This window comes from Streptomyces mashuensis (assembly GCF_014654785.1).
Lineage (GTDB): Bacteria > Actinomycetota > Actinomycetes > Streptomycetales > Streptomycetaceae > Streptomyces > Streptomyces mashuensis.
Genome location: NZ_BNBD01000020.1, coordinates 71,364 through 97,756 on the forward strand (window position 1 = coordinate 71,364; position 26,393 = coordinate 97,756).

Consider the following 26,393-nt stretch of genomic DNA (forward strand, 5'->3'; position numbering starts at 1 on the left):
CTCAAGACAGGTGGGACGGGGGACAACTGAGTTTTCTCACGCCCTCGCTGCTTCCGCTGGCTCGCGTCTCATGAGAGTCCCAAACGGTGGAGAACACTTCCGGTACCCGTTCGCCGAGATCGCCGGTGTTCTCGGCCGGAGCCCCGCGGCCTGCAAGCAGCTGGCGGCCTCCGCCCGGCGGCGGGTGGACGGCGCGGGCGCTGCGCCGGCAGCGACAGCGGCGGTGGCCGGCCGCGCCGAGGTGGTGAGGGGCGTCAAGGAAGCGTGGGAGGCCAGGGACATCGCCGCTCTCGTCGGTCTCCTCGACCCGGCCGCCGTGATGACCGCCGACGGCGGCGGCGTGGCCGGCGCCGTCCTGCGCCCGGTCGAGGGCGGTGCGCGCATCGCCCAGTACATGGTCGCCATGGCCGGCAGGGCCCCGGGGCCCGAACGCCTCGAACCCCTCGAACTCCAGGAGCGGTCGGTGAACGGTGGGCCGGGCCTGGTGGCCCTGCGTGCCGGCGTCGTCGAGACCGTGGCCTCGTTCGGCGTCCTCGACGGGCGCGTCACCCGGATCTGGGTGGTGCGGAACCCGGAGAAGCTGCGGCCGTGGCGTGGGCTCAGGCGGCCGTGAAACGGCTGCTCGGTTCGCCGCTGAGCCGGCCGCCGGGGAGCCGGCGGCCGAAGGCGAGCAGGAGGAGGTCCTGGGCGGCGCCGTGCACGGGGGCGCCGGAGCCGTACGACCAGTCCAGGTCCTCGGCGCAGAGCCGTACTCCGGTGAGGTCGACGCCGAAGAACCGCAGGCCGCTGGGCCGGATCGCGTCGAGCAGCACCCGCAGCCGGTCCTCGGGGACCCGCCGGCCGAGGCCGAGAGCGACCGTGATGTCCAGTCCGTGGACGACGTCGTGGCCGAGCGCCGCCGTGAATCCGCCGACCGGCGGGGTCCAGGGGTGGTGCGCGCCCCGCCGCAGGAACGCGGCGAGGTCGGCGGTGGAATGGGCCGCCGCGTCCTTGCGGGCGACCTGGTCGGTCATGCGGTGCAGGTTTCCCCGGGCCTTGGCCAGTGCGCCGACCGTCGCGGGCAGGGAGAGCCGGAACCCCGTCGACATGTGGGCCGCGACCTCACGGACCCGCCATCCGGTACAGAGGCTCGGTTCGTCCCACTGACCGGGCCGCAGGCCGTCGAGCAGGTCGGCCAGCTCCTGGCGTTCCGCCGCGATCATGGCCCTGAGCGCGGCGTTGCTGTCCTTGCGCGATGTCGTGCTGTTCACCTGGTCAAGCCTGCGGCCGGCCGGGCCATATCTCCAATAGATTCATCTGCTGCCGCCTAGAATCAGCAGTTATGGAGCTCCGTCAGCTGCGCTACTTCGTCACCGTCGTCGAGGAGGGCGGTTTCACGCGCGCAGCCGCCCGGCTTCACCTGGCCCAGCCCGGACTCAGCGCGCAGATACGCCAGTTGGAGAAGGAGCTGGGGCAGCCGCTGCTGGACAGGTCCAACCGCTCGGTCACGCCGACCGAGGTGGGCCGCGCCGTTCTGCCGTACGCGCGCGCCGCGCTGGCCGCCGCGGACGCGGTGCGGCAGACCGTGGACGAGCACAGCGGGCTGCTGCGCGGCCGGGTCACGCTCGGGCTCGTCTCCGGCGCCACCGGCCGCGCCTTCGACATCGCCTCGTTCCTCGCGGACTTCCACCGCACCCATCCCGCTCTGGAGATCGCGCTCACGGAGGACACCTCGGAGCGGATGCAGGCGGCGTTGCTGGCCGGCGGGATCGACGTCGCCCTCCTCGGGCCCACGGGGGAACAGCCCCCGCCGGGTCTCTCCTGGCAGACGGTCATCGACACCCCGCTCGGCGCCGCCGTCGCCCCCGGCGACCCTCTCCTCACCTCCCCAGGCCGCACCGACGTCCCCCTGGCCGAGCTGCGGGACCGCCCGCTGATCTGCCTGCCGCACGGGACCGGGGTCCGGGCGGCCCTCGAACGGGCCTGCGCTCAGGCCGGGTTCCGGCCCCGCGTCACCCTGGAGGCGGCCGGCCCGCACGTCCTCGCGCAGCTGGCCGCGCGGGGCCTGGGTGTGGCCGTGCTGCCCCTCGGCGAGGAGGAGCCGGACTCCGGCGGGCCGCTGCGTACGCTGCGCATCGCCGAACCCGGCGTACGGGCCCGGATCGTCCTCGCCTGGAGGGCCACCGGCCTGCCGAGCCCGGCGTCCCGGGCACTGCTCGACCGCCTCCGCGAGGCCCTGCCGAAGACGCCGCTGGGCCGGCAGGACCTGTAGCTCTCGGCATTCGAGGACCCGGGGCACGCCTGAAGGGCCAAGTTCTACTCGGGCTTTTCGGGCTTGTGCACGCGGGTGGTGCCGGCGTCGAGGAGAGTGCCGTCGGCGCCGGCCGGCGCGAGTTCCGGCACCGGCGTGCCGTGCCGGTCGACCAGGGTGGAGCGGGGCTCGCCGGGTGCGAAGGCGTGGCGTTCCCCCCATTGGCGCAGGGCGAGGACGACCGCGAAGAGGTCGTGGCCGGCGTCGGTGAGGACGTATTCCTGGCGGCGGCCCGACGGTGCGGTGCGCTGGGCGAGGAGTCCGTGGGCGGTGAGCTTGCGGAGGCGGTCCGTGAGGATGTTGCGGGCGATGCCGGTGCGCCGCTGGAACTCGGTGAACGAGCGCGCCCCGTCCATTGCGTCCCGGACGACGAGAAGGCTCCACCGGTCGCCGACGAGGTCGAGCGTGCGCGCGACGGGGCACTCCGGGTCGGTCCAGTCGAGGCCCGGGGCGCGCGGGGTGGTGCGCGGCATGACACCTCCTGATGGGTTGCAGATTGAAACCATCATGCCGTACCGTCCAAACGGTTGCAATCTGCTACCGATTGGGGTTGGGGAGCGTGAACGTGTGGCGACGGCTGCTGCTCGCAGTCGTGTGCGGGGTTGCCGTGGCGGGTGTCTATGCCGCGCAACCGGTTCTGGAGCCGATGGGCCACGATCTCGGTGTGCCGGCGGGGCTCGCCGGCTGGATCGTCGCGACCGGCCAGTTCGGCTACCTGGCGGGGCTGGTGCTGCTGGTGCCGCTCGGCGACACGGCCGACCGGCGCCGGCTCATCGCCGCCCATCTGGCGGTCACCGCGGGGGGACTGGCCCTCACGGCCTCGGCGTCCGCCGCATGGATGGCGTTCGCCGGGCTCGCGGCGGCCGGGGCCTTCGCCGTCGTGGTGCAGACGACGGTGGCCTACGCCGCGTCGGCGTCACCACCGGCCGAACGAGGACGGAACATCGGCACCGTGACGTCGGGCGTGGTGGCCGGCATCCTGGGCGCGCGGATCGTCACCGGCACGCTCGCCGAGACGTGGGGCTGGCGGAGCATCTACGCCCTGCTCGCGGTGCTGTCGCTCGCACTCGCCGCCCTGGTCCTCGCCGTACTGCCGTCGGAGAGGCGCCCCGGTCGGCCGTCGGGGTACCGGCAGGCCGTCGGCTCGCTCGCCGGACTGTTCCGGCAGCGCGTCCTCCTCACGCGCGGGCTCGTCGCGTTCTTCTTGTTCGCCTCGTTCGGAACCCTGTGGAGCGGGCTGTCCCTGCCCCTGGCCGCCGAGCCGTGGCAGCTGAGCGAGGGGCAGACCGGGCTGTTCGGCATCGCCGGACTCGCCGGCGCACTCGGCGCGGCCCGCGCCGGACGGTGGGCGGACGCAGGACGGGCGACCCGGGTCACCGGCCTGGCGCTCACCCTGCTCATCGCCTCGTGGGCGGCGATCGCGCAGCTGCCGTGGTCGCTGTGGCTCCTCGCCGCCGGAATCGTGCTGCTCGACTTCGCCGTCCAGGTCGTCCATGTGAGCAACCAGCACGTGCTCACCACCGCGCACCCGGATCGCACGAGCAGCGTCATCGGCAGCTACATGGTCTTCTACTCGCTCGGCTCCGCCTCCGGTGCCGCCGCAACCACCGCGGTCTTCGCCGCCCACGGCTGGGCGGGCTGCTGCCTCCTCGGGGCGGGCTTCGCCGCCTGCGCACTGGCCGTCCAGGCGGCCGACAGGCTGCTGTCCCGCCGTCACCGCCCCTGCTCACCCGGATACGTTCAGCCGCCATTCATCACATGCCAACGCGCGGATGGTGGGATCGGCATTCCGCTTCAGCACACCGACATGAAGGGGTACCTCCCTTGAGCACCCACTTACGTCATGGCGCCCGCCCGCGGAGGGCACTGGCGGCGCTGCTGACGGCACTGTGCGGGATCATCGGTGCCACCGCGCTCGGTACGACGTCCGCGGCAGCAGCCGGTCAACGTCACGCGATCTACGCCATCGCCCACCGGGTCGACACCCTCGACGGCGTGGACGCCGCGCTCGGCCACGGCGCCAACGCCATCGAGATCGACGTATGCGCCTGGTGGAACCCCAACGAATGGCGCGCCTACCACGACTGCTCCTCGGCCGGTGACAACCGGCGGGGGCCCGGCTTCGACAGCATGATCGACCGCATCCTGTCCCACGCCAGGGCGGGCCGCCGGCTCGCACTGGTCTGGCTGGACATCAAGGACCCGAACTACTGCGGAGAGGCACCGAACCGCGGATGCAGCGTCGCCGGGCTGCGCGACAAGGCGCAGCGGCTGACGGCCGCCGGGATCCAGGTGCTGTACGGGTTCTACGAGTACCACGGCGGCAGCAACCCGGACGTCGGCGGCAGGGGCTGGAAGAGCCTCGAAGGCAGGCTCGGCACGCTGGAGGGCATCACGACGACCGGCACCCGCGACCAGGTCCGGAAGGCGTTCGACCGGTCCGGCGCCGGGTTCCCGGCCGGTCACCGGGCCATGGACTACGGCGACACCGACATCACCAAGGGGTTCGGCAACTGCACGGAAGCCGGCTACAACACGTGCGCCGAACTGAAGAAGGGCGCCGGGGACCGTGCCGCCGGCCGGCTCGTCGCCACGCTGTCCTGGACGACCACCTACAACGACCCGTGGTACGTCGACAAACTGCTGGGTGACGCCCGGGTGGACGGCATCATCGCGGGCTACGGCGCGTTCACCGGGGTGCGCGAGTACGACAACAGCTGGCAGTGCGCCAACTCCATCAAGCTCATCCGCGACTGGGTGAACCGCCACGGCTCCACCCACCGCATGGCCACCAGCGGTGACCGCCTGTTCAGGTAGCGGACAGCCGCGGACCCCGGGCGGATTCCGTACCGCCCGGGGCCCGCGGGCCCGGCGCCCGAGGGCGCCCCCGGGCCGTCGGCTGCGAGGGAAATCGGTGGCGGACGGTGATCCGTCTGGGCAGACTTGCCCACTATGGAACGCTTGGCGGACATCGCGGACCGGCTGACCGCTGTCGGCGGCGTCGTCGGTGTGTGTCTCGGAGGCAGCCGCGCGAGAGGGACGCACGGCCCCGATTCCGACTACGACCTGGGCCTGTACTACCGGCCGCCGCTGGACACCGCTGCCCTGCGTCTGCTCGCGGCCGAGCTCACCGGGGACACGGTGGAGGTGACCGAGCCGGGCGGCTGGGGCCCGTGGGTGGACGGTGGGGCCTGGCTGACCATCGACGGCCACCGCGTCGACTGGATCTACCGCAACCTCGACCGGGTGCACCACGTCTGGCAGCAGTGCCGGGCCGGGCAGTTCGAGATCGGCGCCCAGCCCGGCCATCCCCTGGGGGTGTACTCCCACTCCTACGCCGGCGAAATCGCGCTCGGGCGCATCCTTTCCGACCCCAGCGGCAAGCTCCTGGCGCTCCAGGAACAGACCCGCCACTACCCTCCGCCGCTGCGCACCGCACTCATCGACAACGCGCGATGGGAGGCCCCCTTCATCCTCGCCAACGCCCGCAAGGGGGCGGCCCGCGGGGACGCCTTCTACGTCGCCGGCTGCCTGTTCCGCGCGGTGGGACTCCTCGTGCATGCCCTCCACGCCCATGCCGGGTGCTGGGTACTCAACGAAAAAGGGGTTGTTCAGGCCGCAGGCGGGCTGGCCGCGGCCCCTGCGGACTTCGCCGGGCGGGCTCACGGGCTCTTCTCCGGGCTCGGCACCAGCCCGGACTCGCTCGCCGCCGTCCTCGACGCCGCCGACAGGCTGGCCGCCGAGGTGTGCCACGCGCTCGCGCGGTGAGGGTGGGCGGGATGCGGCCGCCGGCGGATCAACCGTAGATCATCGGGCGTCGATCACCTACAGTGCCCAGGACCAGCAACTCCCCCACAGGAGCAGGGCGTTTCATGGCGATCACGCGTAGATCGGTACTCAAGGGTTCGTCGGCCGCGGCCGCCGTCCCGTTCGTCACCGGCGCCGCAGGGGAGGCCGCCGCGGCCCCGGCGCCGGCGGCACCGGAGCCCGGGCCGCTGCTCCAGAGCCGGCCGCACCGGCTGGGCGCGCCCGGGGTCCTGGGCGTCCACCTGCAGTTCGGCTCCGACCCGTCCTCGGAGATGACCGTCTCCTGGATCACCCCGCAGTCGGTGCGCCGGCCGCAGGTGCGGCTCGGTTCGCCCGCGGGCGGGCACGGCGGGCGGGTCGTCGACGCCGAGACGCGCACGTACCGGGACGGGCTGTCGAAGGAGGAGGTGTACGTCCACCACGCCCGGATCACCGGCCTGCGGCCCTCGACCACGTACCTGTACGCGGCCGGGCACGACGGCGCGACCCCGGAGACCGGTTCGTTCACCACGGCGCCGCGCGGCCGCGCCGCCTTCACCTTCACCAGCTTCGGCGACCAGGCGACGCCGAACCTGCGCCGGGTCGTCCACCTCCCCGACGGCGTCCCCTCCCCCGTCAACCGGTACCCCCTGCACACCAGCAGCCAGGTCGGTTCGCCCGCCTCGGCGGACATCGTCGCGGCCGTCGAGCGGGTCGCTCCGCTGTTCAACTTCGTCAACGGTGACCTGTGCTACGCGGCGATCGCCGGGGCGTGGGGCACGAGCCGGGTGGCGACCTGGGCGGACTGGTTCATCAACAACAGCCGCTCCACCCGCCTGCGCCCCTGGATGCCGTGTGCGGGGAACCACGAGAACGAGAAGGGCAACGGGCCCATCGGCGCGGCCGGTTACCAGACCTACTTCGCCCTTCCCTCGTCGTCCACCTCCTCCGACGAGGAGACGCGGGGCATGTGGTACGCCTTCACGGTCGGCGCCGTCCGCTTCATCAGCCTCGCCAACGACGACGTGGCGCTCCAGGACGGCGGGGACACGTACATCAGCGGCTACTCCGGCGGCGCCCAGCGGCGCTGGCTGGAGCGCGAGCTCAAGGCGGCGCGGGCGGACCGGGGCATCGACTGGATCGTGGTGTGCATGCACCAGCCGATGATCTCCAGTCACCGGAGCGCCGGCAGCGACCTGGGGGTGCGCCGGGCCTGGGGTCCGCTGTTCGACGCGTACGGCGTCGACCTGGTGGTCAGCGGGCACGAGCACCACTACGAGCGGTCGCACCCGGTGCGCGGCACGCTGCCCAACGAGGCCCGCACCCCCGTTCCGGTCTCCACCCGCACCGATCTGATCGACACGGGCAAGGGCACCGTCCACATGGTCATCGGCGCGGGCGGCAACATCGCCACGAGCCAGGACGACCTCTTCGACACGCCGCAGGCCCGGGTCCTGGTGGGCCTCAAGGACGACAGGACCGCCTCCGGCCACCGCGAGGCGGTCTGGATCCCCGAGGAAGCACCGTGGGCAGCCGTCCAGGACCGTAAGTACAACCGCGGTTTCGCCGCGTTCGACGTCGACCCCGGCGACCACCGCGAGGGCCTGACGCGCATGCGGGTCACGTACTACACGTTCGACGGCCCCCACGGCGACCTGACGCCCGTCGACACCTTCACCTTGCAGCGGCCGCGTTCGGACGTGCGCCACTGAGCGCTCCGGGCAGGCTCCCGACACTCCGGCATGGAGGGCACGTCATGACGACCGACACCAAGGGCAAGGACCTGACCGAGCGGGCTGCCGCGCTCGTCGGGCTGTTACGGGGCAATGCCGCGCGTACCGAGGAGGGGCGGCGGGTGGTCGAGGAGAACATCGAGGCCCTCGCCGGCGCCGGGTTGTTCGCACTCACGGTGCCCGGGCGGTTCGGTGGCCATCAGGCGAGCGTCCGTGCGCTCCTGGAGGTCAGTGCCGAGCTCGGTCGTGGCTGTGGGTCCACCGCCTGGACCACCGCTCTGGTCAACGTGTGCGCCTGGATCACCGCCCTGTACCCGGAGCGTGCCCAGCGGGAGGTGTTCGGGGAGGACCCGGGCGCCCGTGTCTGTTCCGTCTTCACCCCCGGCGGAACGAGCAGGGCGGCGGGCTCGGGGCAGGTCATCAGCGGGCGGTGGCCCTTCGCGTCCGGTTGTCTGCACGCGCAGTGGGCGCTCCTCGGCACGCCGGTCACCGGCGCCGCCGGCGAGCAGCTGGACCGGGGCGTGGCGCTGGTGCCGATGGCCGAGCTGGCGGTCGAGGACACCTGGCACACCGTGGGCATGCGCGGCACCGGCAGCCACACCCTCGTCGCGGAGGACGTGTTCGTGCCCGGCCACCGCATCCTGTCGGTGTCGAGGGCGCTGCGGGGCGAGTACCCCACCGAGTTCACGGACGAGGCCCTGTACCGTGCCCCGTTCGTGCCCGTCCTCGCCTCCGTGCTCGTGGGCCCCCAGTGGGGCATGGCCCGCGGCGGGCTGGAACTGGTGACGGCGTCCCTCGCCGAGGGGCGTCCCCTCTCGCACACGTTCTTCACCCGGGCCCGTGAGGCGTCCTCCACGCAGATGCAGCTCGCCGAGGCCGCCCAGCTGGTCGACACGGCCGGGCTGCACCTGATGCGCGCGGCCGACGACATCGACGCGTGCGCGGCGAGCGGCCGCCGCATGCCGCTGCGCGAGCGGGCCCGCGTCCGCATGGACACCGCCACGGTCGCCCGGCGCTCGCGGGAGGCGCTGGACATCCTGCTGAACCTGCACGGCGCGGGGAGCTTCACCGAGGCCAACCCGCTGCAGCGGCTGTGGCGCGACCAGGAGACCGCGAGCCGGCACGCCATGACCAACCCGGCCGTTGCGAGCGAGCTCTACGGCCGGGCGCTGCTCGGCATCGAGGAGCAGGTCACGCCCCTCATATGAGTTCCGCGGCAGGAGGCACGTCGAGAACCGTGTTGCCGACGCGGTCCAGCCACACGTGCTGGCCCTTCCGGTCGGCCGTGAGGCCCGCGCGGTCGCGGTCCGGTGAGCCGAGCCGCTGCCACGTCCGGTAGGCGGTCTCCACCTCGTCCCAGAGCCGGCGGGGCCCGTACTGCTCGGTCTCGTACGCGTCGTGTCCCGGCACGTACTCGGCGGTGGCCCACGAGGAACGGTCGGTGGAGAACAGCCACAGGGTGGCTTCGTCGCTGCCGTCGCCGGCCTCGCCGACGTGGTGCCAGGCGTCACGGACCATGAGGTCGGTCCAGAACAGCGCGTCCCGGTCGCCGGCGACGGCACGGGGGCTGATGTCCGTGCGGCCGGCGACGCCCTGGTCCCCGGGGCGGTAGACGTCGCTGACGCGGCCGCCGGCGGCGGGGCGGGCCCGGGTGCTCATGAAGGCGGGGTGGCCGGCGAACCGGCCGTGGGCCTCGCCCTCGCCGACGTCGAGGACCGCGAAGGAGTAGTGGAAGATGCCGCCGCCCCACGGGGTGACGATCCGGCCGCCGGGTGCCCGCTCGACCCAGACGTACGGGATGTCGGGCACGGTGTAGGTACCGAGGATCCGGTCGTACGTTTCGCCGTCGGGGAGGTCCCGTTCGGCGTTGCCGCACAGGACGTGCGGGTGGAAGCCCGCGGCGGCGAGGGCGGCCTCGGCCTGTGCGGCGACGCGCGCGTCGATGTCCATGGTGGTCACGCGGTCCGGGCCCAGGCGGTGGCACAGCCAGGCGGCGTTGTAGCCGGTGCCGGCCCCGGCCTCGAAGACGCGGTGGCCGTCGTGCACGTCGAGGAGGCCGAGGGCCTGGAGCATGACCGTGGGCATGGAGCTGGACGAGGTGGGTCTGCGGTACGCGTCCTCGCCCAGGTCCTGGCCCTCGTCGACCTGGGTGGTCAGCGGCAGGTCGGCGTAGACGGCCCACGCCCACCGCTCCGGGTCCGCCCGCCGGTCGAACGTCCGGCCGTCGGCCTCGAAGGTGTTCCCCAGGAACAGCTCCCGCCGGACTCCGGCCACTGCGGCCGCCCAGCGGGAAGCGGGGTCCAGGGAACCCTTGTTGATCAGGATCTCGAGGAGGCGTTCCGGGGAGCTCATACGACGGCGACTACTTCTTCGGCGGGTTGGAGACCGGCTTGTTCCACTGTCCGTCGCTCTCCCGCGGGGACTGCTGCTTGTCCCCCTCGGCGCCGCCCTTGCCGTCACCGTGCTTGCCCATGCGCGCCTCCTTCGGGTCGGTGTCGGACCGACGGTACTGCCCGGCCGGCGCGTCGTGACAGTGGTTCAGGGGTCCGGTCCCCCGGAACGCCCGTCGGTAGGCGCCCGGGGTCGTGCCGACCTGCGCGCGGAAGCGGCGGCGCAGGTTGACGGCCGAGCTGAGACCGACGCGGGCGGCGATCGCCTCGACCGGCAGGTCCGTCTCCTCAAGGAGGGTGCGTGCCTCGGCCACCCGGCGGGAGAGCAGCCACGCGCCGGGGCTCGTGCCGAGCCGCTCGGCGAAACGGCGGGCCAGGGTGCGGGGCGACACGCCGAGGTGTGCGGCCATGTCGTCCACGGACAGCGGTGTCCCGAGGCGTGCGCCGGCCCAGTCGAGCAGGTCGCCGAGCGCGTCCCCGGGGGGTGCGGGCGGCGCGTACGGGGCCTGGCCGTCCTCGCGGTGCGGCGGCATCACCATGTGGCGTGCGACGAGGGCGGCGTGTGCGGCCCCGTGGTCGTTCCGGACCAGGTGCAGGCACAGGTCGATGCCCGCGCCCGCGCCGGCGCTGGTGGCGACGTCGCCGTGGTCCACGTACAGCCTGTGCGGCTCCACCCGCACCTGGGGGAACTCCCGTTGCAGTTGCTCGGCCCGCTGCCAGTGCGTGGTGGCCGAGCGGCCGTCCAGCAGGCCCGTCCGGGCCAGCGCGAACACGCCGGAACAGATGGTGACCAGCCGTGCTCCCCGCGCGTGCGCCCGTAGCAGGGCGCGGCGTACGGCGTCGGAGAGCGGCGACTCCACCGGCAGCCAGCCCGGGATGATCACGGTGTCCGCGGACCCGAGCGCCTCCAGTCCCTGCGGCACGTGCATCGCGTACCCGCTCGACGTCTGCACCGCGCCCGGCGTCTCCGTGCACACCTCGAACGTGTAGTGCTGCGGGACGCCGGTCCGCTCGGTGCCGAAGACCTCGTGGGCACAGCCGAGTTCGAACGTCGGCTGCACCGGCCGGACCAGGACCACCACGCGATGCATGGCAGGAAAGTACCCCATGATGTCGTCCGGGGCTCTGACCCGCGGTGGCCCGCGCACGGCACCGTGGGAGGCATGCACCCCGAGATTCTTGCCCAGGAGGGCTACACCTCAGTTTCCGTCGACGAGTCCCCCGTCCGTGAGCTCTTCCCCGGCATCCGGCTCCGCCGGTTGTGGCAGGGGCCGGCCGGCGCGCACGCCAACGTGCTGGAGATGGACCCGGGCGCCTCCTGGCCGCACCGCGACGTCCACGAGCCCGGTCCGGAGGAGGTCTACGTGGTCGCGGGCACCTTCAACGACGGAGCACGCGACTATCCGGCCGGGACATTCCTGCACGCCCCGGCCGGCACGTGGCACGTGCCCGCGACCACCACGGGCTGCACGTTGTTCCTCTTCTATCCGGCCGGTTAGCCGGCCGGCCGGGGCGCGGCGGTGAAGCGCAGGGAGGTGTGGTCGGCCGTGCGCGGCGTCTCGACAATGGCCCGGGCGAGGCCACCGCCGGGCCCGGCCCGGTCGATGTACTGCTGTGTGCGGGCGAAGAGTTCGCGGCGCAGGGCGTGGTGCCGGCGGTGGAGCATGAACCAGTTGCCGTCGGCCCGGAGCCGGTCGCGGAGCTCGGTGCTCCGTTCGTCGTCGGTGGCGGCGTCGCCCAGGAGGATGCAGCGGACGATGCGCTGGTAGGCGGCGTGGAACAGCGGCCAGGTGCACGGCCGTGCGGAAGGAGGCGCACCTCCGGTGCTTGTGCAGGACGTGCGGCTCGGTCGGCATCCGGTCGTGACCCTCACCCGCCGGGCGGCGAGTGGTGGGCGTCCAGGCGGTGGTGGGCGAGGCACAAGTGGTGGGCCACCGTCGCTTCCTCCTGGCTGAGGAGTTCGGCGGTGGCCTCGGTGCCGGGCCCCTGGCATCGGCCCCGGCGGTCCTCACGAGAGCAGGCCCCCGGTGTAGTCGTCCTCGGCGAGCAGCCGCCACGAGCGGCCGGGCGTCGCGAACGCTTCCGGGTCGACGGCCTGCACCAGCGCGTCGACATGATGGTGCAGCAGCGCCCGGGGGTCGAACGCCTCCCACGCGCCGAGGTCGCCGTCGCCGTCGTACTCGTAGCGGTACCACTCGGCCCTCATGCGCCCGTGCGTCCACAGCGCGTACAGCAGCGCGGACAGGTCGCGATTGAGGTAGGCGTCCGGCTCGCCGTCGTCGTACCAGTCGGGCAGTTCCAGCCGGCCGGTGGTGCCGTCGAGCGCTATCTCCAGGTCGTGGGGCCACCAGCCGACGGCGAAGAAGTCGCGCTGGTATGCCCGGTCGTCGGAGGGGTCCTCGAAGTACTGGGGATAGGCCTCGCCCATCGTGCGGAGCGGCCCGGTGTGGGCCACGAACGCCTGGCCGTCCAGGGGCAGTCCGGCTTCGGTGAGGAGCCGCCGGGTCGGGGCGTGGGTGAGGCCGGCCGGCAGTTCCTCGGGCCGGAAGCGGCGTACCGCGCCCTCGCCGGTGAGCCGGGCCAGGTCCTCCACCAGGTCCGGCCCGAGCACGTACGCCGGTTCTCCGGGCCCGCCGGGCCGGGCACCCCAGCGCAGCGAACGGACCATCACGGCGGTGGGCCAGTGCGCCACGGCCGCGCCGGCCGCGAACAGGCGCGGGTCGATGGTGCGCATCCGGCGCCCGGCCGCTTCCACCACCTCGGCCACGGTCCCCGGCCCGCGGCGGTCATCGTCCGCGCCCTCGTCCACCGGCGCCGGGGCGAGCGCCTCGACTTCCCGTATCAGGCCGGTGAACGCGGTCAGGTCCGACGCCAGGAGGTCACGGGACAGGTCTCCCACGTCCCAGCGGGCGAGGTGCACCTCGCCCGTCACGCCGTCGAGGACGACGTTGCTGTCGCAGTAGTCGGTCTCCCCGATGACGAACAGCCTTCCCTCGTCGTCGAAGACCTCGAGCTCCCGGTCCTCGCCCACCACGCGGAGGTCGAGGTCCGCGGCCCGGCCGGGCAGGCCCTCCGTCACGAGGAAACGACGGCTCGCCTCATGCGTCAGCCCTTTCGGCAACGCCCGCGGCGCCGGCCGGCACACCGCGCTCTCCCCCGTCGCTCTGCCGCCCTGCTGGATGTCCGTCGCGTTCATGTCCCCGCCCGTTGCTTTCCGTGATGCCCGTCGTCGTGGCCGACCCTAGCCGGAGCCACTGACACCGGCCCGAGCACGGCAGGACGGAACGCGCCGCGCCGATTAGCCTGGAAGGGACGAACCCGGCGGCTCGGTCCGCCACTCGGCGCCGCATGCTGCCGGCGACCACGCGCTGAGGGTTGTCATGGAACGCGGTCCTGCTCCGTCCGCCGTACGCCTGTCGCTCCTCGGCGGTTTCTCGCTGACCGTCGGTGACGAGCCGCTGAGCGTCCCGCCGTCGTCGGAGCGCGTGCTGGCCTTCGTCGCCCTCTCCTGCAACGGCGCCGTCCCCCGGGCCCTCGTCGCCGGAACCCTGTGGCCCGACACGCCCGAGCACTGCGCTTTCGCGAACCTCCGGTCCGCGCTGTCGCGCCTTCAGCACTCCGGCCGTGCGGCCCTGGACGTCACCAACACCACCGTACGTCTGGCCCGTGACGTCGGCGTCGACTTCCACCGCGCCCGGTCGCTCGCCCACCTCGTCCTCGACGGGCGTACCGCCGTGGCGGACGCCGGCCTCGGGGCCACGACCGTCCTCGCGCTCTCCGCCGACCTCCTCCCCGGCTGGTACGAGGACTGGGTGCTGCTGGAGGCGGACAGTTGGCGGGACCTGCGCACGCACGCCCTCGAACGGCTGTCGGCGGAGTTCCTCGCAGCGCGGCGCTTCGCCGAGGCGGTCACCGCCGCCCACGCCGCCGTGCGCGCCGCCCCGCTGCGCGCGAGCAGCCAGGCGTCACTGATCCGCGCCCACCTCGCCGAAGGCAACACGTCCGATGCCGCACAGAGCTTCGAGCGCTACGAGCGGCGCCTTCGGGCGGAGACCGGGCTGCGGCCGGCGCCCGGGCTGCGCCGGCTCGTGCGGGAGAGCCCGGGCTCCCGGTCCCGGTGAGGACCGGCGTCCGGTCACCGTCACCGGGCGTTCAGGTAGATCTGCGGCGACCAGGGGCTGCAGAACGCGCGCTGCCCGCCACCCTGCACCGTCGCGTCGAAGCACGCCTTGACCTTGAAGTTCCAGTCGCCGTTGGAGGCCTCGTGGAAGGTCAGGAGGCGGTGTTCCCCGATGGTGAGGTTGATCGTCTTCCAGCCGAGTTCACCGGGCTTTGTGTACTGCATGACGTAGTACGTGTAGTGGAAGAGCCCCGTTCCGGCGTAGCCGCCGTAGTAGGCCCTCACCGTGCTGGGGCAGCTGTCGAAGCGGGCCCCGAGGTACGGGCTGTTGCCCGACTGGTAGCGGGGCGGGGATCCCCCGATGTCGGTGCCTCCGGCGGGCGGGAAGCCGGTGTGGGGAGGACGCGTGACGCACAGGGAGGCCGGGGTGTGTCCCACTGCGGCCGCCGCCGCTCCCGGTGCGCAGATCAGGCCGGCTCCGAGCAGTGCCGCCGCGCAGGCGGCTGTCAGCGGTCGGCCACGGCTGAGGACTCTCATGGTGACGGCTCCGTTCGTGCTGCTCGTTCTGCGGCGAACCCCGGACGCTGCCAGTCTCGTCGTGGCGGCGTCACCGCCGCGTGACGCCCGTGCAACGCCGCAGGTGGCCCCTGCACCGGCCGCGGGCCCTACCCTGGTGCCGTGATCCGCTCATCGCCGTCGACGCCCTTCGGCCGCTTCGAGGAGTCCTGGTCGGCCGTGTCCCGTCCCGAGCTGCTCGCCGGGCCCGTGGCCGCGGCGCTCGGCCGATGGGGCGGTACGGGGCCGGGGGGTTCCGTCCTGGTCGTCGACACCGACCCCGCGGTGGCCGACACCGCCGCGTTCAGCGACACGTACGGCGTGCCCCTGGACGTCTCCGCGAACTGTGTGGTCGTCGCCGCCCGGCGCGGCGAGAAGGTCACGTACGCGGCGTGCGTCGCCCTGGCGACCACCCGCGTGGACGTCAACTCGGTGGTGCGCAAGCGCCTCGGCGCCCGCAAGGCGTCGTTCGCGCCGATGGAGACGGCCGTGGCGGAGACCGGCATGGAGTACGGCGGGATCACGCCCGTCGGGCTGCCGGACGGCTGGCCCCTGCTCCTCGACGAGGCCGTCGTCGCCACGCCGTCCGTCCTGATCGGCAGCGGCCTGCGCCGGAGCAAGCTGATCCTGCCCGGGGCCGCCCTGGCCGGCCTGCCGAACGCGGAGGTCGTCACCGGCCTGGCCCGGTGAGTCCGCTCATCCCAGGGAGCGGCGGCGCACCTGGTCCTCCTGGGCGAGGCGGCGCAGCAGTTCGATGACGGGGCCGGAGAGGGCGAGGACGATGACCGCCTGTTCGGCCAGGGCCGGCGAATCGCCGAGGGCGGCCGCTCGCTCCAGGTCCAGGCCGGCGATCGCATGGGCCAGCTCGGCGTAGGCGACGAGTCCTTCCGGACGGTAGTCCGCGTGGAGCCGCCTGAGCTCCCTCAGCGCCGTCGTCAGGGCCTGGACGTGCGGGGAGCTGTCGGCGACCTCCCAGTCCATCCTGGCGATCAGGTCGGCCACGTCCGCTCGGGCGGCGGCCTCGGCCTGTGCGTCACGGTCGGGGTCCCCGGCCGAGGCCGCCGTGACGGGTACGGGCAGGGCGTAGCTGATCGCCCGGAGGGTGCCGTCGGTGGTCTCGGCCTGGTCGACCGCCGTCAGGACGTCGCGGGTGGCGGCGATGGACAGCCCGCCGAGGGTGGTCAGGGCCTTGATCAGCCGGAGGCGCTGGACGTGTTCCTCCCCGTACTCGGCCAGGGTCGCGGCGGTCGCCCGGCCGGCGGGGAGCAGGCCCTCCCGGCGGAAGTACTTGATGCTGGCGACCGGCACGCCGGTCCTGCGGCTGAGCTCGGAGATCTTCATGCGGCGTCCTCGCTGGTGGTGCGGGCGGGCGTCCCTCGGCGTCGGACGTCGCCGACTGGACACCTTAAGAAGATAGTGCCACTATCCAGTACTCGATACCTTGACTATCTAGCTACTCAGTTACTGCATGTAACCCCCGGAGCGGTCAATGCCTTCCCCTCAGCCCTCTTCCGCGCTGCGCAGCCCACGGCTGTGGATCGGATCAGGACTCATCCTCGCCGTGGTCTCGACGCTGTTCGCCCTGCTCTACGTGGGTGGCAACGTGAACCCGAAGGGCAATCTGCGCGACCTGCCCGTCGCCCTGGTCAACAGCGACCGCGGGGCCGACGCGGGCGGCAAGCACGTCAACCTCGGTGACCAGGTGGTCTCCGGCATCACGAAGAGCGCCGGGGACAACCGCAGCATCGACTGGCAGGTCGTGAGCCGCAAGGAGGCCGACAAGCGGCTGGGCCAGGGCAAGGTCTTCGGCGCGCTCGTCGTGCCGGAGAACTTCACCGCGTCGGTGGCGGGGCTGTCGAGCCCGCAGCAGAAGGAGCCCGTCCGCCCCGTCCTGACGGTGCTGACCAACCAGTCGGCGGGCAGCATCGGCTCCTCCATGGCCAGCCAGGCGGCCCAGAAGGCCGCCCACGGCGCCTCCGCCAAGATCGGCCAGGAGCTCCTCAAGCGCGCCGCCGCGCAGAAGACCCCGCTCCCGCCGGCCGCCCAGCTGATGCTGGCCGACCCGGCGACCGTGCAGGTCGCCGACGGCCACCCGCTCGGCACCCACAGCGCCATGGGCCTGAGCGCCTTCTACTACGCGCTGGTCCTGGTCGTCTGCGGCATGCTCGGCGCCAACGCGATCAACTCCCAGGTCGACACCGCGCTCGGCTACCTGCACGCCGACTACGGGCCCGTCCGCCTGCGCAAGCCCCTCCAGCACACGAGCCGCGTCCGCACGCTGGGCGTCGGCGTGGTCCTGATGCTCGCGCTCTCCGTCGTCATGGGCAGCCTCGTCGAGTTCGCCACCGTCGGCATCCTCGGCATGGACGCCTCGCACCTCGGCCTGCTGTGGCTCTACTCGGTGGCCGCGATCGCGGTCGTCGGCGTGAGCGCCCTGGCGCTGCTCTCCGCGTTCGGCGTGCCGGGCATGCTGCTCTCGGCCATCATCTTCGTCGCCATGGCGGTGCCCTCCTCCGGCGCGACCGTCCCGCTGCAGGCACTGCCCGACTTCTTCCGCGGGCTCGCCGCGTTCGAGCCGCTCCGGCAGATCACCGGGGGCGCGCGCTCCATCCTGTACTACGGGGCCCAGGCCGACGCGGGCCTGACCCGCGCCTGGGTGTCCATGGGCATCGCGCTGGTCGTCTCCGTCCTCTTCGGCTTCGGCGTCACCCGCTTCTACGACCGCAAGGGCATGGACCGCATCCCCCGGCCCACCGACGACACCCCCTCCTCGGACTCCTCGGAGCCGGTGGCCGAGCCGGCGCCCGCCACGGCCTGAGCCACGGGCCACGGGCCCACAAACCACCACGACCGTGCCCTCCGGGTCTCCCCCGGAGGGCACGGTCGCGTCGTAGCGGCCCCGGTCCGCCGTTCAGCGGTGGTAGTACAGGTGCCACTGGTAGTCGTACTGGCCCGGATGCCTTTCCTCGCGCTTGCAGCGGTACTCGGCCCACTTGCCGTCGTGCCGGCCCTGCTCGCCCGCCTTCTTGCAGGAAGCCTCGTCGTCGTACCAGCCGCCCGGCTTCCAGTCCGCCTTCGCCTCCTCGCTCGTGGCGCTGCTCGACGGGCTCGGGGGGTCGTCCAGTGGAGCGGCGACGGCCGCTCCCGCCGTGCCGGCGAACAGCGCTCCCGCGGTGGCCAGCACCACCGGGGCAAGGCGGATCTTCCTCGATATCACGGGATTGCCTCTCTCGTTCGAGCGTGTCCCCCGATGGTGGGCCCGGAGCCCGTGCCGCAGGAAGCGGGTGCCCCGGGCGTACCGGGGCGGGCCCGCCCGCACGCCCCGCGCGGGCGGCCCCGAACGGACGCGGCGCGAGCAGGCGGCGTGGGCGGCCGGGCCGCGTACGCCCACAGATGGTGCGCGCGTGTCAGGGCGACGTCGCGTACCGGGTGCCGACGTTGCCGGCGTGCCACTCGTGGTTGCCGCTCATCCAGTTCGCGAGCCCCGCCACGAAGCGAGCGACGAGCGGGTTCGTCGCGGAGAGCTCGGCGGCCTGCTCCTCGAAGAGGTGGACGATGTCGTTGTGGACCTCGATCGCCTTCTGGAAGGCGTCCTCGATGGAGCAGTCCTCCTCGGCGGCGATCACGGTGGGCAGGCTGTAGTGGAAGCGGCCGCTCGCCTGCTCCTTGCGGAGGGAGTACAGGTCGTTGCAGATCGTCGACGCGTTGGAGGACAGGGTGACGGCCCGCTGGACGCGGGGGTCCGCGAAGAGGTGGGCGGGCAGCTCGTAGCCGCCGACGGAGTCGGTGAGGGTCAGGCAGGGGCGGAAGTTGTTGAACTGCCGCTGCACGAGGTACTCCCACACCGTGGGGGTGCGCTCGCGGCTGATGCAGTCGCCCTCCGCGTTGTAGCCGAGGTAGAGGTTGGCGATGTCGTGCCGGAAGCGGTGCGCCTGGGCCGGGGTCGCCAGGGCCTCGAAGTAGTCCATGGCCGACCGCATCGAGCGCAGGGCGGGATGGGAGTCGAGCCCCGCCCGCCAGTCCGCCTCGTAGCGCGGGATGTTGTGGGCGGGGTCGATCGCGGACTGGGCGACGGCCAGGGCCGCGCCACGGCGGTCGGCCGTGCCGCCGTACTCGGCTTCGCAGAAGTAGTCGTCGACGGCGTTCTCACCGATCAGGAGACGGGCGGCGGCCATGAGGTGGTCGATGCCAACGGCGTCCGGGTGGCACAGGACCACCGACCGTCCGGCGTCGAAGCCGACGAGCGCGTCGCGCAGTTCGGTCTCCGGGTAGAGGCCCACCTCCTTCTCGGCCCATTCGACGAGCCGGGCGTTGACCTCGTCGGCCAGCGCGCGGTCGTCCCGTACGGCCGGCGGGCAGTAGAGCCCCTCGATCCGCTGAGAGGAGGACGAGGGGGTGGAGGGAGCTTGCGGCTCCGGCTGCTCGGGCGGCTGCGGCGCATGCAGCGCGTGCGGCGGCTCCGGCACCGCGGGCGGGGCGGGGACCGGTTGCAGCGCGGGGGCGAAGCGCAGGGAGTGCGTGCCGATCCCGGTCGGCCCGTACAACAGGCGCGCCACCAGAGGGGACGAGCCGGCAGCGGCCGGAAGTGCATCGGTCGTGCCGGGGGTTGGTGCCTTCATCCGCAACTCCGTCCGCAATGGCTTGACTCGCCGTCCTCGTCGAAGGGATAGCACTCGTGAAGAGAGCGCCACAAGGTCGCCCCTGCCCTCTCACGCGCCCCTGACGTGCGCCTTCGCCAAGGTCTTTCTTCGTACGCACGGCCGGGTGGCCGCGATCAGTTCGCGCGATTCAAGCCATCCTCGGGAACGGTTGCTTCCGCTCGGAGCGGCCGTTCCGGGGCATCCGTGCACGCCGCACACGGCACGTGGAGGGTGCGGAGGGTGGCGAAAACAGAGGGGGCACGTTCCGGCCTGCTCGACCAACATCGTTACCCGCTGCTTCACTTGCGGCGCGCAGCTCCGGATCCAGCCCAACCACCCGTCGTGGACCGGTCGTTCCCGTCTGCGCGATCCCTGCCGTGTCTGCACGTTCCGCATACCTGGAAGCACCGGCACCGCCGTAAGGAGCCCCCGCCCATGACCACCACTCCCGACGCGCCCGCCCAGACCTCCGTGCTGCCCTCCACCGTCCTGCGCACCGCCTACCAGAAGTCGGTCGCCGACTACTGGAACAAGGAGAAGGACCCGGTCAACCTGCGTCTGGGCGACGTGGACGGCCTCTACCACCACCACTACGGCATCGGCGACTACGACCCGTCGGCCCTGGAGGGCCCGGAGGAGACCCGCGACGCCCGCATCATCGAGGAGCTCCACCGCCTGGAGTCCGCCCAGGCCGACGTCCTCCTCGACCACCTCGGCACCGTCCGGCCGGACCAGCGCCTCCTGGACGCCGGCTGCGGCCGCGGCGGCAGCAGCATCATGGCCAACGCCCGCTTCGGATGCCAGGTCGACGGCGTCTCCATCTCCCAGGCGCAGGTCGACTTCGCCAACGAGCAGGCCCGCAAGCGCGGCGTCGCCGACAAGGTGCGCTACCACTTCCGCAACATGCTCGACACCGGGCTGCCCACCGGCGCCTTCCAGGGCATCTGGAACAACGAGTCCACCATGTACGTGGACCTCTTCGAGCTCTTCGCCGAGCACGCCCGCCAGCTGGCGTACGGCGGCCGCTACGTCGTCATCACCGGCTGCTACAACGACGTCACCGGCGGCCGTTCCAAGGCCGTCAGCCGCATCGACGAGCACTACACGTGCAACATCCACCCCCGCAGCGCCTACTTCAAGGCGATGGCCGCCAACGGTCTCGTGCCGATGAACGTCGTCGACCTGACGGCGGCGACCATCCCGTACTGGGAGCTGCGGGCGCAGTCCTCGGTGGCCACCGGCGTGGAGGACCCGTTCCTGACCGCGTACCGGGAGGGCAGCTTCCACTACCTGCTCATCGCCGCCGACCGCATCTGAGGCGACGCGCTGCGAGGGCGCGTGGGGGCCGTCACCGGCTCCGCCACGCGCCCTCGCGTCAGTTCGCCCTCGCGTCAGTTCGTTCCGAAGCCGGCCGTCTCGGTCAGCTCACCGCCGGCCAGCCGCAGCCACCGGTCCACGCGGATCCCGTCCAGGAACCGCTCGTCGTGGCTGACCACCACGAACGCCCCCCGGTAGGCGTTGAGGGCGCTCTCCAGTTGGCCCACACTGACCAGGTCGAGGTTGTTCGTCGGCTCGTCCAGGAGCAGCAGGTGCGGGGCCGGTTCCGCGAACAGCACGCAGGCCAGGGTGGCGCGCAGCCGCTCGCCGCCGGAGAGCACACCGACGGGCAGGTGGGCGCGGGCACCCCGGAAGAGGAATCGGGCGAGGATGTTCATCCGCTCGGCCTCCGGCCGTGCCGGGGCGTAGGCGGCGAAGTTCTCGGCGACCGTACGGTCCTCGTCGAGCAGGTCCAGGCGCTGGGAGAGGTGGGCGATGCGCCCGTCGGCACGCCTGATCTCGCCGTGCCGGGGCGTGAGGTCGCCGTTGAGGAGGCGGAGCAGCGTGCTCTTGCCCGCGCCGTTGGGGCCGGTGAGCGCGATGCGTTCGGGGCCCCGGATCGTCAGGTCGATGCCGGTCCGGTGGCCAGGGCCGGTGCCGCTGCTCGCGAACAGGTCGTTGTCGCCGAGCCGGACCTGGAGCTGTTCGCCGGAGAAGAGGGTGCGGCCGGCGGGGACGGTGGTGTCGGGCAGGTCCAGTGTGATGCGTTGTTCGTCGCGCAGGGCGCGCCCGGCCTCGTCCAGCCGGGACCTGGCCTCGTCGACCCGGCCGGCGTGCATCTGGCCGGCCCGTCCGGCGGCCTCCTGCGCGCCGCGCTTCATGGTGCCGGCGAAGATGCGGGGCAGGCCGGCGTTCTTGAGGTTGCGGGCGGCGTTGCTCTGCCGCCGCTCGGCCCGTTCCCGGGCCTGCTGCATTTCGCGCTTCTCGCGCTTCAGCTCCTGTTCGGCGTTGCGGACGTTCCTCTCGGCGGCCTCCTGCTCGGCCCTGACGGCCTCTTCGTAGATGGTGAAGTTGCCGCCGTGGAGGCGGAGTTCGCCGCGGTCGAGTTCGGCGATGCGGTCCATGCGGTCGAGGAGGGCGCGGTCGTGGCTGACGAGGAGCAGGCAGCCGGGGAAGTCGGCCAGGACGTCGTAGAGCTTGTGCCGGGCGTGGAGGTCGAGGTTGTTGGTGGGCTCGTCGAGCAGCAGCACGTCGGGCCGCTTGAGGAGCTGGGCGGCCAGGCCGAGGGAGACGATCTGGCCGCCGCTGAGGGTGTTCAGCGTGCGGTCCAGTGAGAGGTCGGCCAGGTCGAGGCGGTCGAGCTGGGCGCGGGTGCGTTCCTCGATGTCCCAGTCGTCGCCGATGGTGGTGAAGTGCTTCTCGTCGGTGTCCCCCGACTCGACGGCGTCGATGGCCCGGATGACGGCGGCGACGCCGAGCACCTCGGCGACGGTGAGGTCGCCGGTCAGGGGGAGGTTCTGCGGGAGGTGGCCGAGGGTGCCGGCCACGGACACCGACCCGGTGCGGGGCCGCAGTTCACCGGCGATGAGCTTGAGCAGGGTGCTCTTGCCGGTGCCGTTGGGCGCGACGAGGCCGGTGCGGCCCGGGCCGACCGTGAAGGACAGGTCCTGGAAGACAGGGGTGTCGTCGGGCCAGGCGAAGGACAGGTGGGAACAGACGACGGAAACGCCGGACATGGAGGTGACCTCGCGAGGGAGCAGGAGGCAGGAGCGGCACTTCTGCCTCGGCAGCAGACAAGGGGAAGGGAGGGACGACAACGAAGCCACGACGGCGGTGCTTCCGCGCACCGGCCGGTGGCCTGTCGGGTCCGGGTATCACCCGGAGATGTCGTCGTCCACCACCATGTCCGGTCTCCTCAACGCATGATCAAAAGTTCGTTCAGTGTAGCAGGGACGGGTTCGGAGCCGGTCGTTCCTGGCCGTCACCGGTCAGCGCGGCGGCCGTGGCGCGGGCGAAGGCGTCGGGGTTGTCGAGCATGATGTTGTGTCCGCAGTCGGGGATCGGTACGACGGCCACTCCCGCCGCGGCGAGGACGTCACCGCCGGGGAGCGGGCCGTCGGCCGCCGGCAGGAGGTAGGTGCGGGGGATGTCCAGGCCAAGGAGGAGTTGACGCATCGTCGGAACAGTGCCGCGGGTGAGGTGGACCGCGCTGCGGTGCAGGGCCTCGCGGCCGGCCAGGCGCATGGTGGACCACCAGTGGGCGCCGACGCGGTCACGGACCTCGCGCCAGCCGTGCGCGAGGAACTCCTCCTCGGAGTAGGCGGCGATGCCGCTGCTGCCGCCTGCGCCGGGCCGCCGCGGAACCGGGTCGAGGTTGGCGTCGACCAGGACCAGGCGGGACACCAGGTGCGGATGACGGGCGGCCAGCACGATGGCCACCGAACCGCCCATGCTGTGGGCGATCAGCTGGGCGCCGGCGACGCCGGCGGAGGTCAGTGCCTGCGCCAGGGCGTCGGCGTGTGCTTCGAGGGTGTAGTCGAAGGCGGTGGGGCGGTCGCTGATGCCGTGACCGAGGAGGTCGATCAGCAGGGAACGGCTGCCTGCGAGCAGCGGGTGAACCGCGATCTCCGCGAAGTAGGCGGGTGAGGTGGCGCCCAGCCCGTGTACGTAGACACGGGTGGGTTCCCGCCCCGGCAGCTCGACCCAGCGGATCCGGTCGCCCTGGGGCGTCACAACGGCGTTGCGCACGGCCTGACTCCTTGCCAGCAGATCAATGAGGAGGGACGAGAGTAGCCGTGCCGCCGGACGGCCCGGAGGCCGACCTGCGGGTGCCGCCGGCGAAGGGCCCGGCCGTCAGCGGGCCGGCGGGGCCGTCAGTGCCCAGAGGGTCGCCGCCTCCTCCGGGGCCAGGGCGCGTTCGTAGAGGAGGTCGCCCGGCATGCCGGGGAAGAAGCGGCCGGCGGGCCAACTGCGCCGGTACGGGGGCGGGTCGAGGAGGACGAGCCGGACGCCGGAGACGAGGGGGATGTCCGACGGTCTGCCTTCGTTCCAGATCCACTCGCCGTCGGCGCCGACCAGGTTGAAGGAGCCGGTGGTGGTCACCATCCCGGGCTGGTCGCGGCAGCGGGCGACCGCCTCGGGCGACGGCGCCTCACCTGCCACCAGGCCCCGGCCGATCAGGGCGTCGGCGAGGAGCGTGTGCAGCTGGAAGTTGTCGCCGATGCCGGACATGCGCAGGACGAAGCCGGCGCCCGTCGCGCGGTCGAGGGCGACGAGCGGTTCGTCGTCGAGGACGGCGAGGGCGTACGTGAGGCACTGGAACGGCTCGGCGGACAGCTCCGCGACCCTCGTCACGGCTGCTGCCAGCCCCTCACGGCCGGGGACCTCGCGGCGCACCCGCGAGAAGTTGAGCATCGCCACGCACGTCATCTCGAACTGCGGGAGCGACTGCCACGCCATGACCGGCAGGAAGCCGAACCGCTCGAAGTCGCCCTCCTCCAGTCCCTCGCCCTCGTGGCCGGGCAGCTCGCCACGGCCCGCCGCCGTCCACCGCTCGCAGAACACGGCCGCCTGCTCGAAGGCGTCCTGTGCGCTCGCGAACACGGCGGGCGCACAGGCCAGCGGGTCGGCGCCGCGCTCGGCGCAGGCCCCGGTCATGACGGCCACCACGGCCCGCGGCCCGGGCGGCGTCTCGGCGAGCAGGGCGGCGAGCCTGGGGCCCGCCGCCCGTAGACCGGCGTCCGCCGCCTTGCCGAAAGCGCGCGTCAGCCGCTCGAAGGCCGGCTCCGCCGCGTCCGCGTCCCGGGCCCGTACGGCCGCTTCGTAAGCCGCGACGGCCGCCGGAAACCGGCCATGTCCGAATATCATCCGTGCACTGTAGCCGGTGTGCTGGAGGGCTCCGGTCCCTCTCTCATGTGCAGCTGTCGAGGGCCTTGTACAGCGCGGACTGCTCGGCCTTGGTCACCGAGAGCCGGTAGTAGTCCTTCACCGCGATCCAGGCCCGCGCGTACATGCACTCGGACCCCTTCGGCATCCACTTCTCCGGCCCCTTGTCGCCCTTGGCGCGGTTGCTCCAGGTCGACACGACGATCAGCTCGGGGCTGGCCACCAGATCGTTGGCCAGCTCCCGGCGCTTCTCGAACGACCACTGGCTCGCCCCCGAGCCCCAGGCGTTCCGCAGGGGCACGACGTGGTCGACGTCGACGTGCAGCGGGTCGGCCATGACGCGGCCGTCGTACTCGCTGCGCCACTCGCCGGAGACGATGCGGCAGGGCCCGTCGAGCTTCACCGGCGTCACGGAGTGGAACCGCAGGGCGATCTGGCGGGTGGTGCACCGGTCGACGCCGTGCTGCACCCAGCAGGATCCGCCGACGAACTTCTTGTGGTCGTAGCCCTTGTCGTCGAAGGGCCGGACCTTCAGGTCGTCCAGCATGCGCTCGGCGTCGTCGCGGTCGGGGATGCCGCGGGGCCACTTGCCGGGCCTGCCCGGCGCCCCGCCCTTCGACGCCGTTTCCGCGGGCTTGCCGCTCGGCGCGCCCTTGGGGGGCGTGCCCTGGGAGGTTCGCGGGGGCGTGCTGTTCGGCGAGGTCTTGGGCGGCCGGGAGTAGACGTCCCCTTCGTCCGCCGGCGGGCCTTCGCACGCGGTCTCGTCGTAGTCCTGCGGCGCCACGGCGCCCCCGGTGGCGTGTCCCGTCCCTGCGGGACGCGACGCGGCCCCGGCCACGGCACCGGGCAGGACGGTGGCCAGGAGTACGGCAGCGGATATCGCGGAGATCGCGCGGACGGTTCTCGGCTCCCGGGCACGGCGCATGGTCGCTCCTCCAACGCTCGACGGGGATGGCGACCGTCCGAGTGTGCCGCGGGCGGAAATATATGCACTCCTGCATGGCGATTCACCCGTTCACCACGCACCGAACACACCGATGGGCGGCACCCGGGGTGGGTGCCGCCCATCGGCGGTGCATGTGTCTTCTCCGTGCCTGTTGCGTCAGTAGGCGGAGTTGACGTTGTCCATGGAGCCGTACTTGTCGGCGGCGTAGTTGCAGGACGCGACGATGTTGGCCACCGGGTCGTAGATGTCCCACGACGTGCCGTCGACGTGGTAGGCCTTGAAGGTCGGGTCGATGATCTGCAGCAGACCCTTCGACGGCACACCGTTGACGGCGTTGACGTCCCAGCCGTTGATCGCCCGCGGGTTACCGGTCGACTCACGCATGATGTTGCGCTTGACGCCCTCGTAGGAGCCGGGGATGCCCTTGGCGTGCATGATGTCCAGCGCCTGGTTGATCCAGCCGTCCAGGTTGTCCGCGTACTTCTTCGGCGCCGGGGCGGCCGGGGCGGCGGGCTTGAGGGCCGCGCGGTCGGTGGAGCGGCTGGCGGCCTGCTCCTTGCGACCGGCGTCCGCCTTCGCCTTCACGGCAGCGGCAGCATCGGCAGCAGCCTTGTCCTTGACGGCGTCCAGCTCCTTGGCCAGCTCGGCATCCTGCGTCGCACCAAAGGTCCCCGCGTTCCACGCCACCGGCTTCACCGTGGCGGAATCGGCGGCAACAGCGTTGCCCGCGA

At 72.5% G+C, this 26,393-nt stretch carries 25 protein-coding genes and 2 pseudogenes; 12 read left to right on the forward strand and 15 right to left on the reverse strand.

The window, feature by feature from the left end; genetic code table 11:
- Positions 1-97: 97 nt before the first annotated feature.
- Positions 98-613, forward strand: a pseudogene (locus IE305_RS29940) (sigma-70 family RNA polymerase sigma factor family protein); the annotation flags it as partial.
- On the opposite strand, the gene IE305_RS29945 reads toward IE305_RS29940, so the two are convergent.
- On the reverse strand, positions 600-1,202 hold the full coding sequence (locus IE305_RS29945; RefSeq protein WP_190132984.1) for a maleylpyruvate isomerase family mycothiol-dependent enzyme: 603 nt from the start codon (positions 1,200-1,202) through the stop codon (positions 600-602). The pseudogene IE305_RS29940 and the gene IE305_RS29945 overlap by 14 nt on opposite strands.
- 119 nt (positions 1,203-1,321) lie before the next feature.
- On the opposite strand from IE305_RS29945, the gene IE305_RS29950 reads away from it, so the two are divergent.
- Positions 1,322-2,251, forward strand: a complete 930-nt coding sequence (locus tag IE305_RS29950; protein ID WP_190132950.1) for a LysR family transcriptional regulator — start codon at positions 1,322-1,324, stop codon at positions 2,249-2,251.
- Positions 2,252-2,295: 44 nt separating this feature from the next.
- On the opposite strand, the gene IE305_RS29955 is transcribed toward IE305_RS29950, so the two are convergent.
- Entirely contained in the window at positions 2,296-2,763 is a 468-nt protein-coding gene (locus tag IE305_RS29955) for a winged helix-turn-helix transcriptional regulator (protein WP_190132951.1), read from the reverse strand.
- Positions 2,764-2,849: 86 nt separating this feature from the next.
- Between IE305_RS29955 and IE305_RS29960 the strand changes: the two genes are divergently transcribed.
- The 5 genes from IE305_RS29960 to IE305_RS29980 all read left to right on the forward strand — a co-directional run bounded on the left by IE305_RS29960 (position 2,850) and on the right by IE305_RS29980 (position 9,017).
- Positions 2,850-4,118, forward strand: coding sequence for an MFS transporter (locus tag IE305_RS29960; protein ID WP_190132952.1), 1,269 nt, complete (start codon positions 2,850-2,852; stop codon positions 4,116-4,118).
- Positions 4,115-5,107, forward strand: a complete 993-nt coding sequence (locus IE305_RS29965; protein WP_190132953.1) for a PI-PLC domain-containing protein — start codon at positions 4,115-4,117, stop codon at positions 5,105-5,107. The genes IE305_RS29960 and IE305_RS29965 overlap by 4 nt, the downstream gene beginning before the upstream one ends.
- Positions 5,108-5,242: 135 nt before the next feature.
- On the forward strand, positions 5,243-6,058 hold the full coding sequence (locus IE305_RS29970; protein WP_190132954.1) for a nucleotidyltransferase domain-containing protein: 816 nt from the start codon (positions 5,243-5,245) through the stop codon (positions 6,056-6,058).
- Positions 6,059-6,162: 104 nt separating this feature from the next.
- Positions 6,163-7,788: a purple acid phosphatase family protein gene (locus IE305_RS29975; protein WP_190132955.1), complete on the forward strand. Its 1,626-nt coding sequence runs from the start codon at positions 6,163-6,165 to the stop codon at positions 7,786-7,788.
- 44 nt (positions 7,789-7,832) lie between these two features.
- Entirely contained in the window at positions 7,833-9,017 is a 1,185-nt protein-coding gene (locus IE305_RS29980) for an acyl-CoA dehydrogenase family protein (protein ID WP_190132956.1), read from the forward strand.
- On the opposite strand, the gene IE305_RS29985 is transcribed toward IE305_RS29980, so the two are convergent.
- Complete coding sequence (locus tag IE305_RS29985) at positions 9,010-10,161, reverse strand: methyltransferase domain-containing protein (protein ID WP_190132957.1); 1,152 nt, start codon at positions 10,159-10,161, stop codon at positions 9,010-9,012. The genes IE305_RS29980 and IE305_RS29985 overlap by 8 nt on opposite strands.
- A gap of 202 nt (positions 10,162-10,363) precedes the next feature.
- Positions 10,364-11,290, reverse strand: a pseudogene (locus IE305_RS29990) (GlxA family transcriptional regulator); the annotation flags it as partial.
- A 72-nt stretch (positions 11,291-11,362) separates the two neighbouring features.
- Here IE305_RS29990 and IE305_RS29995 point away from each other — a divergent pair.
- Positions 11,363-11,698, forward strand: coding sequence for a cupin domain-containing protein (locus IE305_RS29995; RefSeq protein ID WP_190132958.1), 336 nt, complete (start codon positions 11,363-11,365; stop codon positions 11,696-11,698).
- On the opposite strand, the gene IE305_RS30000 is transcribed toward IE305_RS29995, so the two are convergent.
- Together IE305_RS30000 and IE305_RS30005 are read right to left on the reverse strand one after the other, a co-directional pair.
- Positions 11,695-12,072 (reverse strand): hypothetical protein, encoded by a 378-nt coding sequence (locus tag IE305_RS30000; RefSeq protein ID WP_190132959.1) that lies wholly within the window; start codon positions 12,070-12,072, stop codon positions 11,695-11,697. The two genes, IE305_RS29995 and IE305_RS30000, sit on opposite strands and share 4 nt — an antisense overlap.
- Positions 12,073-12,207: 135 nt before the next feature.
- Positions 12,208-13,395 (reverse strand): SUKH-4 family immunity protein, encoded by a 1,188-nt coding sequence (locus tag IE305_RS30005; RefSeq protein WP_190132960.1) that lies wholly within the window; start codon positions 13,393-13,395, stop codon positions 12,208-12,210.
- 184 nt (positions 13,396-13,579) lie between these two features.
- Between IE305_RS30005 and IE305_RS30010 the strand changes: the two genes are divergently transcribed.
- Positions 13,580-14,320, forward strand: a complete 741-nt coding sequence (locus tag IE305_RS30010) for an AfsR/SARP family transcriptional regulator (RefSeq protein ID WP_190132961.1) — start codon at positions 13,580-13,582, stop codon at positions 14,318-14,320.
- 20 nt (positions 14,321-14,340) lie between these two features.
- Here the strand turns inward: IE305_RS30010 and IE305_RS30015 are convergent, their stop codons facing one another.
- Entirely contained in the window at positions 14,341-14,856 is a 516-nt protein-coding gene (locus IE305_RS30015; protein ID WP_190132962.1) for a hypothetical protein, read from the reverse strand.
- 144 nt (positions 14,857-15,000) lie between these two features.
- Here IE305_RS30015 and IE305_RS30020 point away from each other — a divergent pair, with 144 nt between their 5' ends.
- On the forward strand, positions 15,001-15,564 hold the full coding sequence (locus IE305_RS30020; RefSeq protein ID WP_190132985.1) for a YbaK/EbsC family protein: 564 nt from the start codon (positions 15,001-15,003) through the stop codon (positions 15,562-15,564).
- 6 nt (positions 15,565-15,570) lie between these two features.
- On the opposite strand, the gene IE305_RS30025 is transcribed toward IE305_RS30020, so the two are convergent.
- On the reverse strand, positions 15,571-16,215 hold the full coding sequence (locus tag IE305_RS30025; protein ID WP_190132963.1) for a MerR family transcriptional regulator: 645 nt from the start codon (positions 16,213-16,215) through the stop codon (positions 15,571-15,573).
- A 148-nt stretch (positions 16,216-16,363) separates the two neighbouring features.
- Between IE305_RS30025 and IE305_RS30030 the strand changes: the two genes are divergently transcribed.
- Entirely contained in the window at positions 16,364-17,692 is a 1,329-nt protein-coding gene (locus tag IE305_RS30030; protein ID WP_190132964.1) for a YhgE/Pip family protein, read from the forward strand.
- A gap of 93 nt (positions 17,693-17,785) precedes the next feature.
- Here IE305_RS30030 and IE305_RS30035 read toward each other — a convergent pair whose 3' ends face one another.
- Both IE305_RS30035 and IE305_RS30040 read right to left on the reverse strand, forming a co-directional pair.
- Entirely contained in the window at positions 17,786-18,091 is a 306-nt protein-coding gene (locus tag IE305_RS30035; protein WP_190132965.1) for a hypothetical protein, read from the reverse strand.
- 190 nt (positions 18,092-18,281) lie between these two features.
- Complete coding sequence (locus tag IE305_RS30040; protein ID WP_190132966.1) at positions 18,282-19,493, reverse strand: family 2 encapsulin nanocompartment cargo protein terpene cyclase; 1,212 nt, start codon at positions 19,491-19,493, stop codon at positions 18,282-18,284.
- Positions 19,494-19,949: 456 nt separating this feature from the next.
- Here IE305_RS30040 and IE305_RS30045 point away from each other — a divergent pair, with 456 nt between their 5' ends.
- On the forward strand, positions 19,950-20,831 hold the full coding sequence (locus IE305_RS30045; protein WP_190132967.1) for a geranyl diphosphate 2-C-methyltransferase: 882 nt from the start codon (positions 19,950-19,952) through the stop codon (positions 20,829-20,831).
- A gap of 74 nt (positions 20,832-20,905) precedes the next feature.
- Here IE305_RS30045 and IE305_RS30050 read toward each other — a convergent pair whose 3' ends face one another.
- From IE305_RS30050 to IE305_RS30070, 5 genes are all read right to left on the reverse strand, one after another.
- Positions 20,906-22,567 (reverse strand): ABC-F family ATP-binding cassette domain-containing protein, encoded by a 1,662-nt coding sequence (locus IE305_RS30050; RefSeq protein ID WP_190132968.1) that lies wholly within the window; start codon positions 22,565-22,567, stop codon positions 20,906-20,908.
- Positions 22,568-22,769: 202 nt separating this feature from the next.
- Complete coding sequence (locus IE305_RS30055) at positions 22,770-23,579, reverse strand: alpha/beta fold hydrolase (protein WP_190132969.1); 810 nt, start codon at positions 23,577-23,579, stop codon at positions 22,770-22,772.
- Between the two features lie 105 nt (positions 23,580-23,684).
- A complete protein-coding gene (locus tag IE305_RS30060; protein ID WP_190132970.1) occupies positions 23,685-24,698 on the reverse strand; it encodes a hypothetical protein in 1,014 nt (337 codons plus the stop codon).
- Between the two features lie 43 nt (positions 24,699-24,741).
- On the reverse strand, positions 24,742-25,641 hold the full coding sequence (locus IE305_RS30065; protein ID WP_190132971.1) for an HNH endonuclease family protein: 900 nt from the start codon (positions 25,639-25,641) through the stop codon (positions 24,742-24,744).
- 177 nt (positions 25,642-25,818) lie between these two features.
- Positions 25,819-26,393: transglycosylase SLT domain-containing protein (locus IE305_RS30070; RefSeq protein ID WP_190132972.1), on the reverse strand; the 575-nt coding region annotated here is incomplete at its 5' end.

Excerpts from the sequence above, each read along its gene's own strand:
- IE305_RS30065 (WP_190132971.1), bottom strand. The coding sequence starts at position 25,641 with ATGCGCCGTGCCCGGGAGCCGAGAACCGTCCGCGCGATCTCCGCGATA.
- IE305_RS29955 (WP_190132951.1), bottom strand. The coding sequence starts at position 2,763 with ATGCCGCGCACCACCCCGCGCGCCCCGGGCCTCGACTGGACCGACCCG.
- IE305_RS30030 (WP_190132964.1), top strand. The coding sequence starts at position 16,364 with ATGCCTTCCCCTCAGCCCTCTTCCGCGCTGCGCAGCCCACGGCTGTGG.
- IE305_RS30040 (WP_190132966.1), bottom strand. The coding sequence starts at position 19,493 with ATGAAGGCACCAACCCCCGGCACGACCGATGCACTTCCGGCCGCTGCC.
- IE305_RS30050 (WP_190132968.1), bottom strand. The coding sequence starts at position 22,567 with ATGTCCGGCGTTTCCGTCGTCTGTTCCCACCTGTCCTTCGCCTGGCCC.
- IE305_RS30010 (WP_190132961.1), top strand. The coding sequence starts at position 13,580 with ATGGAACGCGGTCCTGCTCCGTCCGCCGTACGCCTGTCGCTCCTCGGC.
- IE305_RS29995 (WP_190132958.1), top strand. The coding sequence starts at position 11,363 with ATGCACCCCGAGATTCTTGCCCAGGAGGGCTACACCTCAGTTTCCGTC.
- IE305_RS29970 (WP_190132954.1), top strand. The coding sequence starts at position 5,243 with ATGGAACGCTTGGCGGACATCGCGGACCGGCTGACCGCTGTCGGCGGC.
- IE305_RS29975 (WP_190132955.1), top strand. The coding sequence starts at position 6,163 with ATGGCGATCACGCGTAGATCGGTACTCAAGGGTTCGTCGGCCGCGGCC.
- IE305_RS30025 (WP_190132963.1), bottom strand. The coding sequence starts at position 16,215 with ATGAAGATCTCCGAGCTCAGCCGCAGGACCGGCGTGCCGGTCGCCAGC.
- IE305_RS29985 (WP_190132957.1), bottom strand. The coding sequence starts at position 10,161 with ATGAGCTCCCCGGAACGCCTCCTCGAGATCCTGATCAACAAGGGTTCC.
- IE305_RS29945 (WP_190132984.1), bottom strand. The coding sequence starts at position 1,202 with ATGATCGCGGCGGAACGCCAGGAGCTGGCCGACCTGCTCGACGGCCTG.
- IE305_RS30005 (WP_190132960.1), bottom strand. The coding sequence starts at position 13,395 with ATGAACGCGACGGACATCCAGCAGGGCGGCAGAGCGACGGGGGAGAGC.
- IE305_RS30045 (WP_190132967.1), top strand. The coding sequence starts at position 19,950 with ATGACCACCACTCCCGACGCGCCCGCCCAGACCTCCGTGCTGCCCTCC.
- IE305_RS29980 (WP_190132956.1), top strand. The coding sequence starts at position 7,833 with ATGACGACCGACACCAAGGGCAAGGACCTGACCGAGCGGGCTGCCGCG.
- IE305_RS30060 (WP_190132970.1), bottom strand. The coding sequence starts at position 24,698 with ATGATATTCGGACATGGCCGGTTTCCGGCGGCCGTCGCGGCTTACGAA.
- IE305_RS30015 (WP_190132962.1), bottom strand. The coding sequence starts at position 14,856 with ATGAGAGTCCTCAGCCGTGGCCGACCGCTGACAGCCGCCTGCGCGGCG.
- IE305_RS29950 (WP_190132950.1), top strand. The coding sequence starts at position 1,322 with ATGGAGCTCCGTCAGCTGCGCTACTTCGTCACCGTCGTCGAGGAGGGC.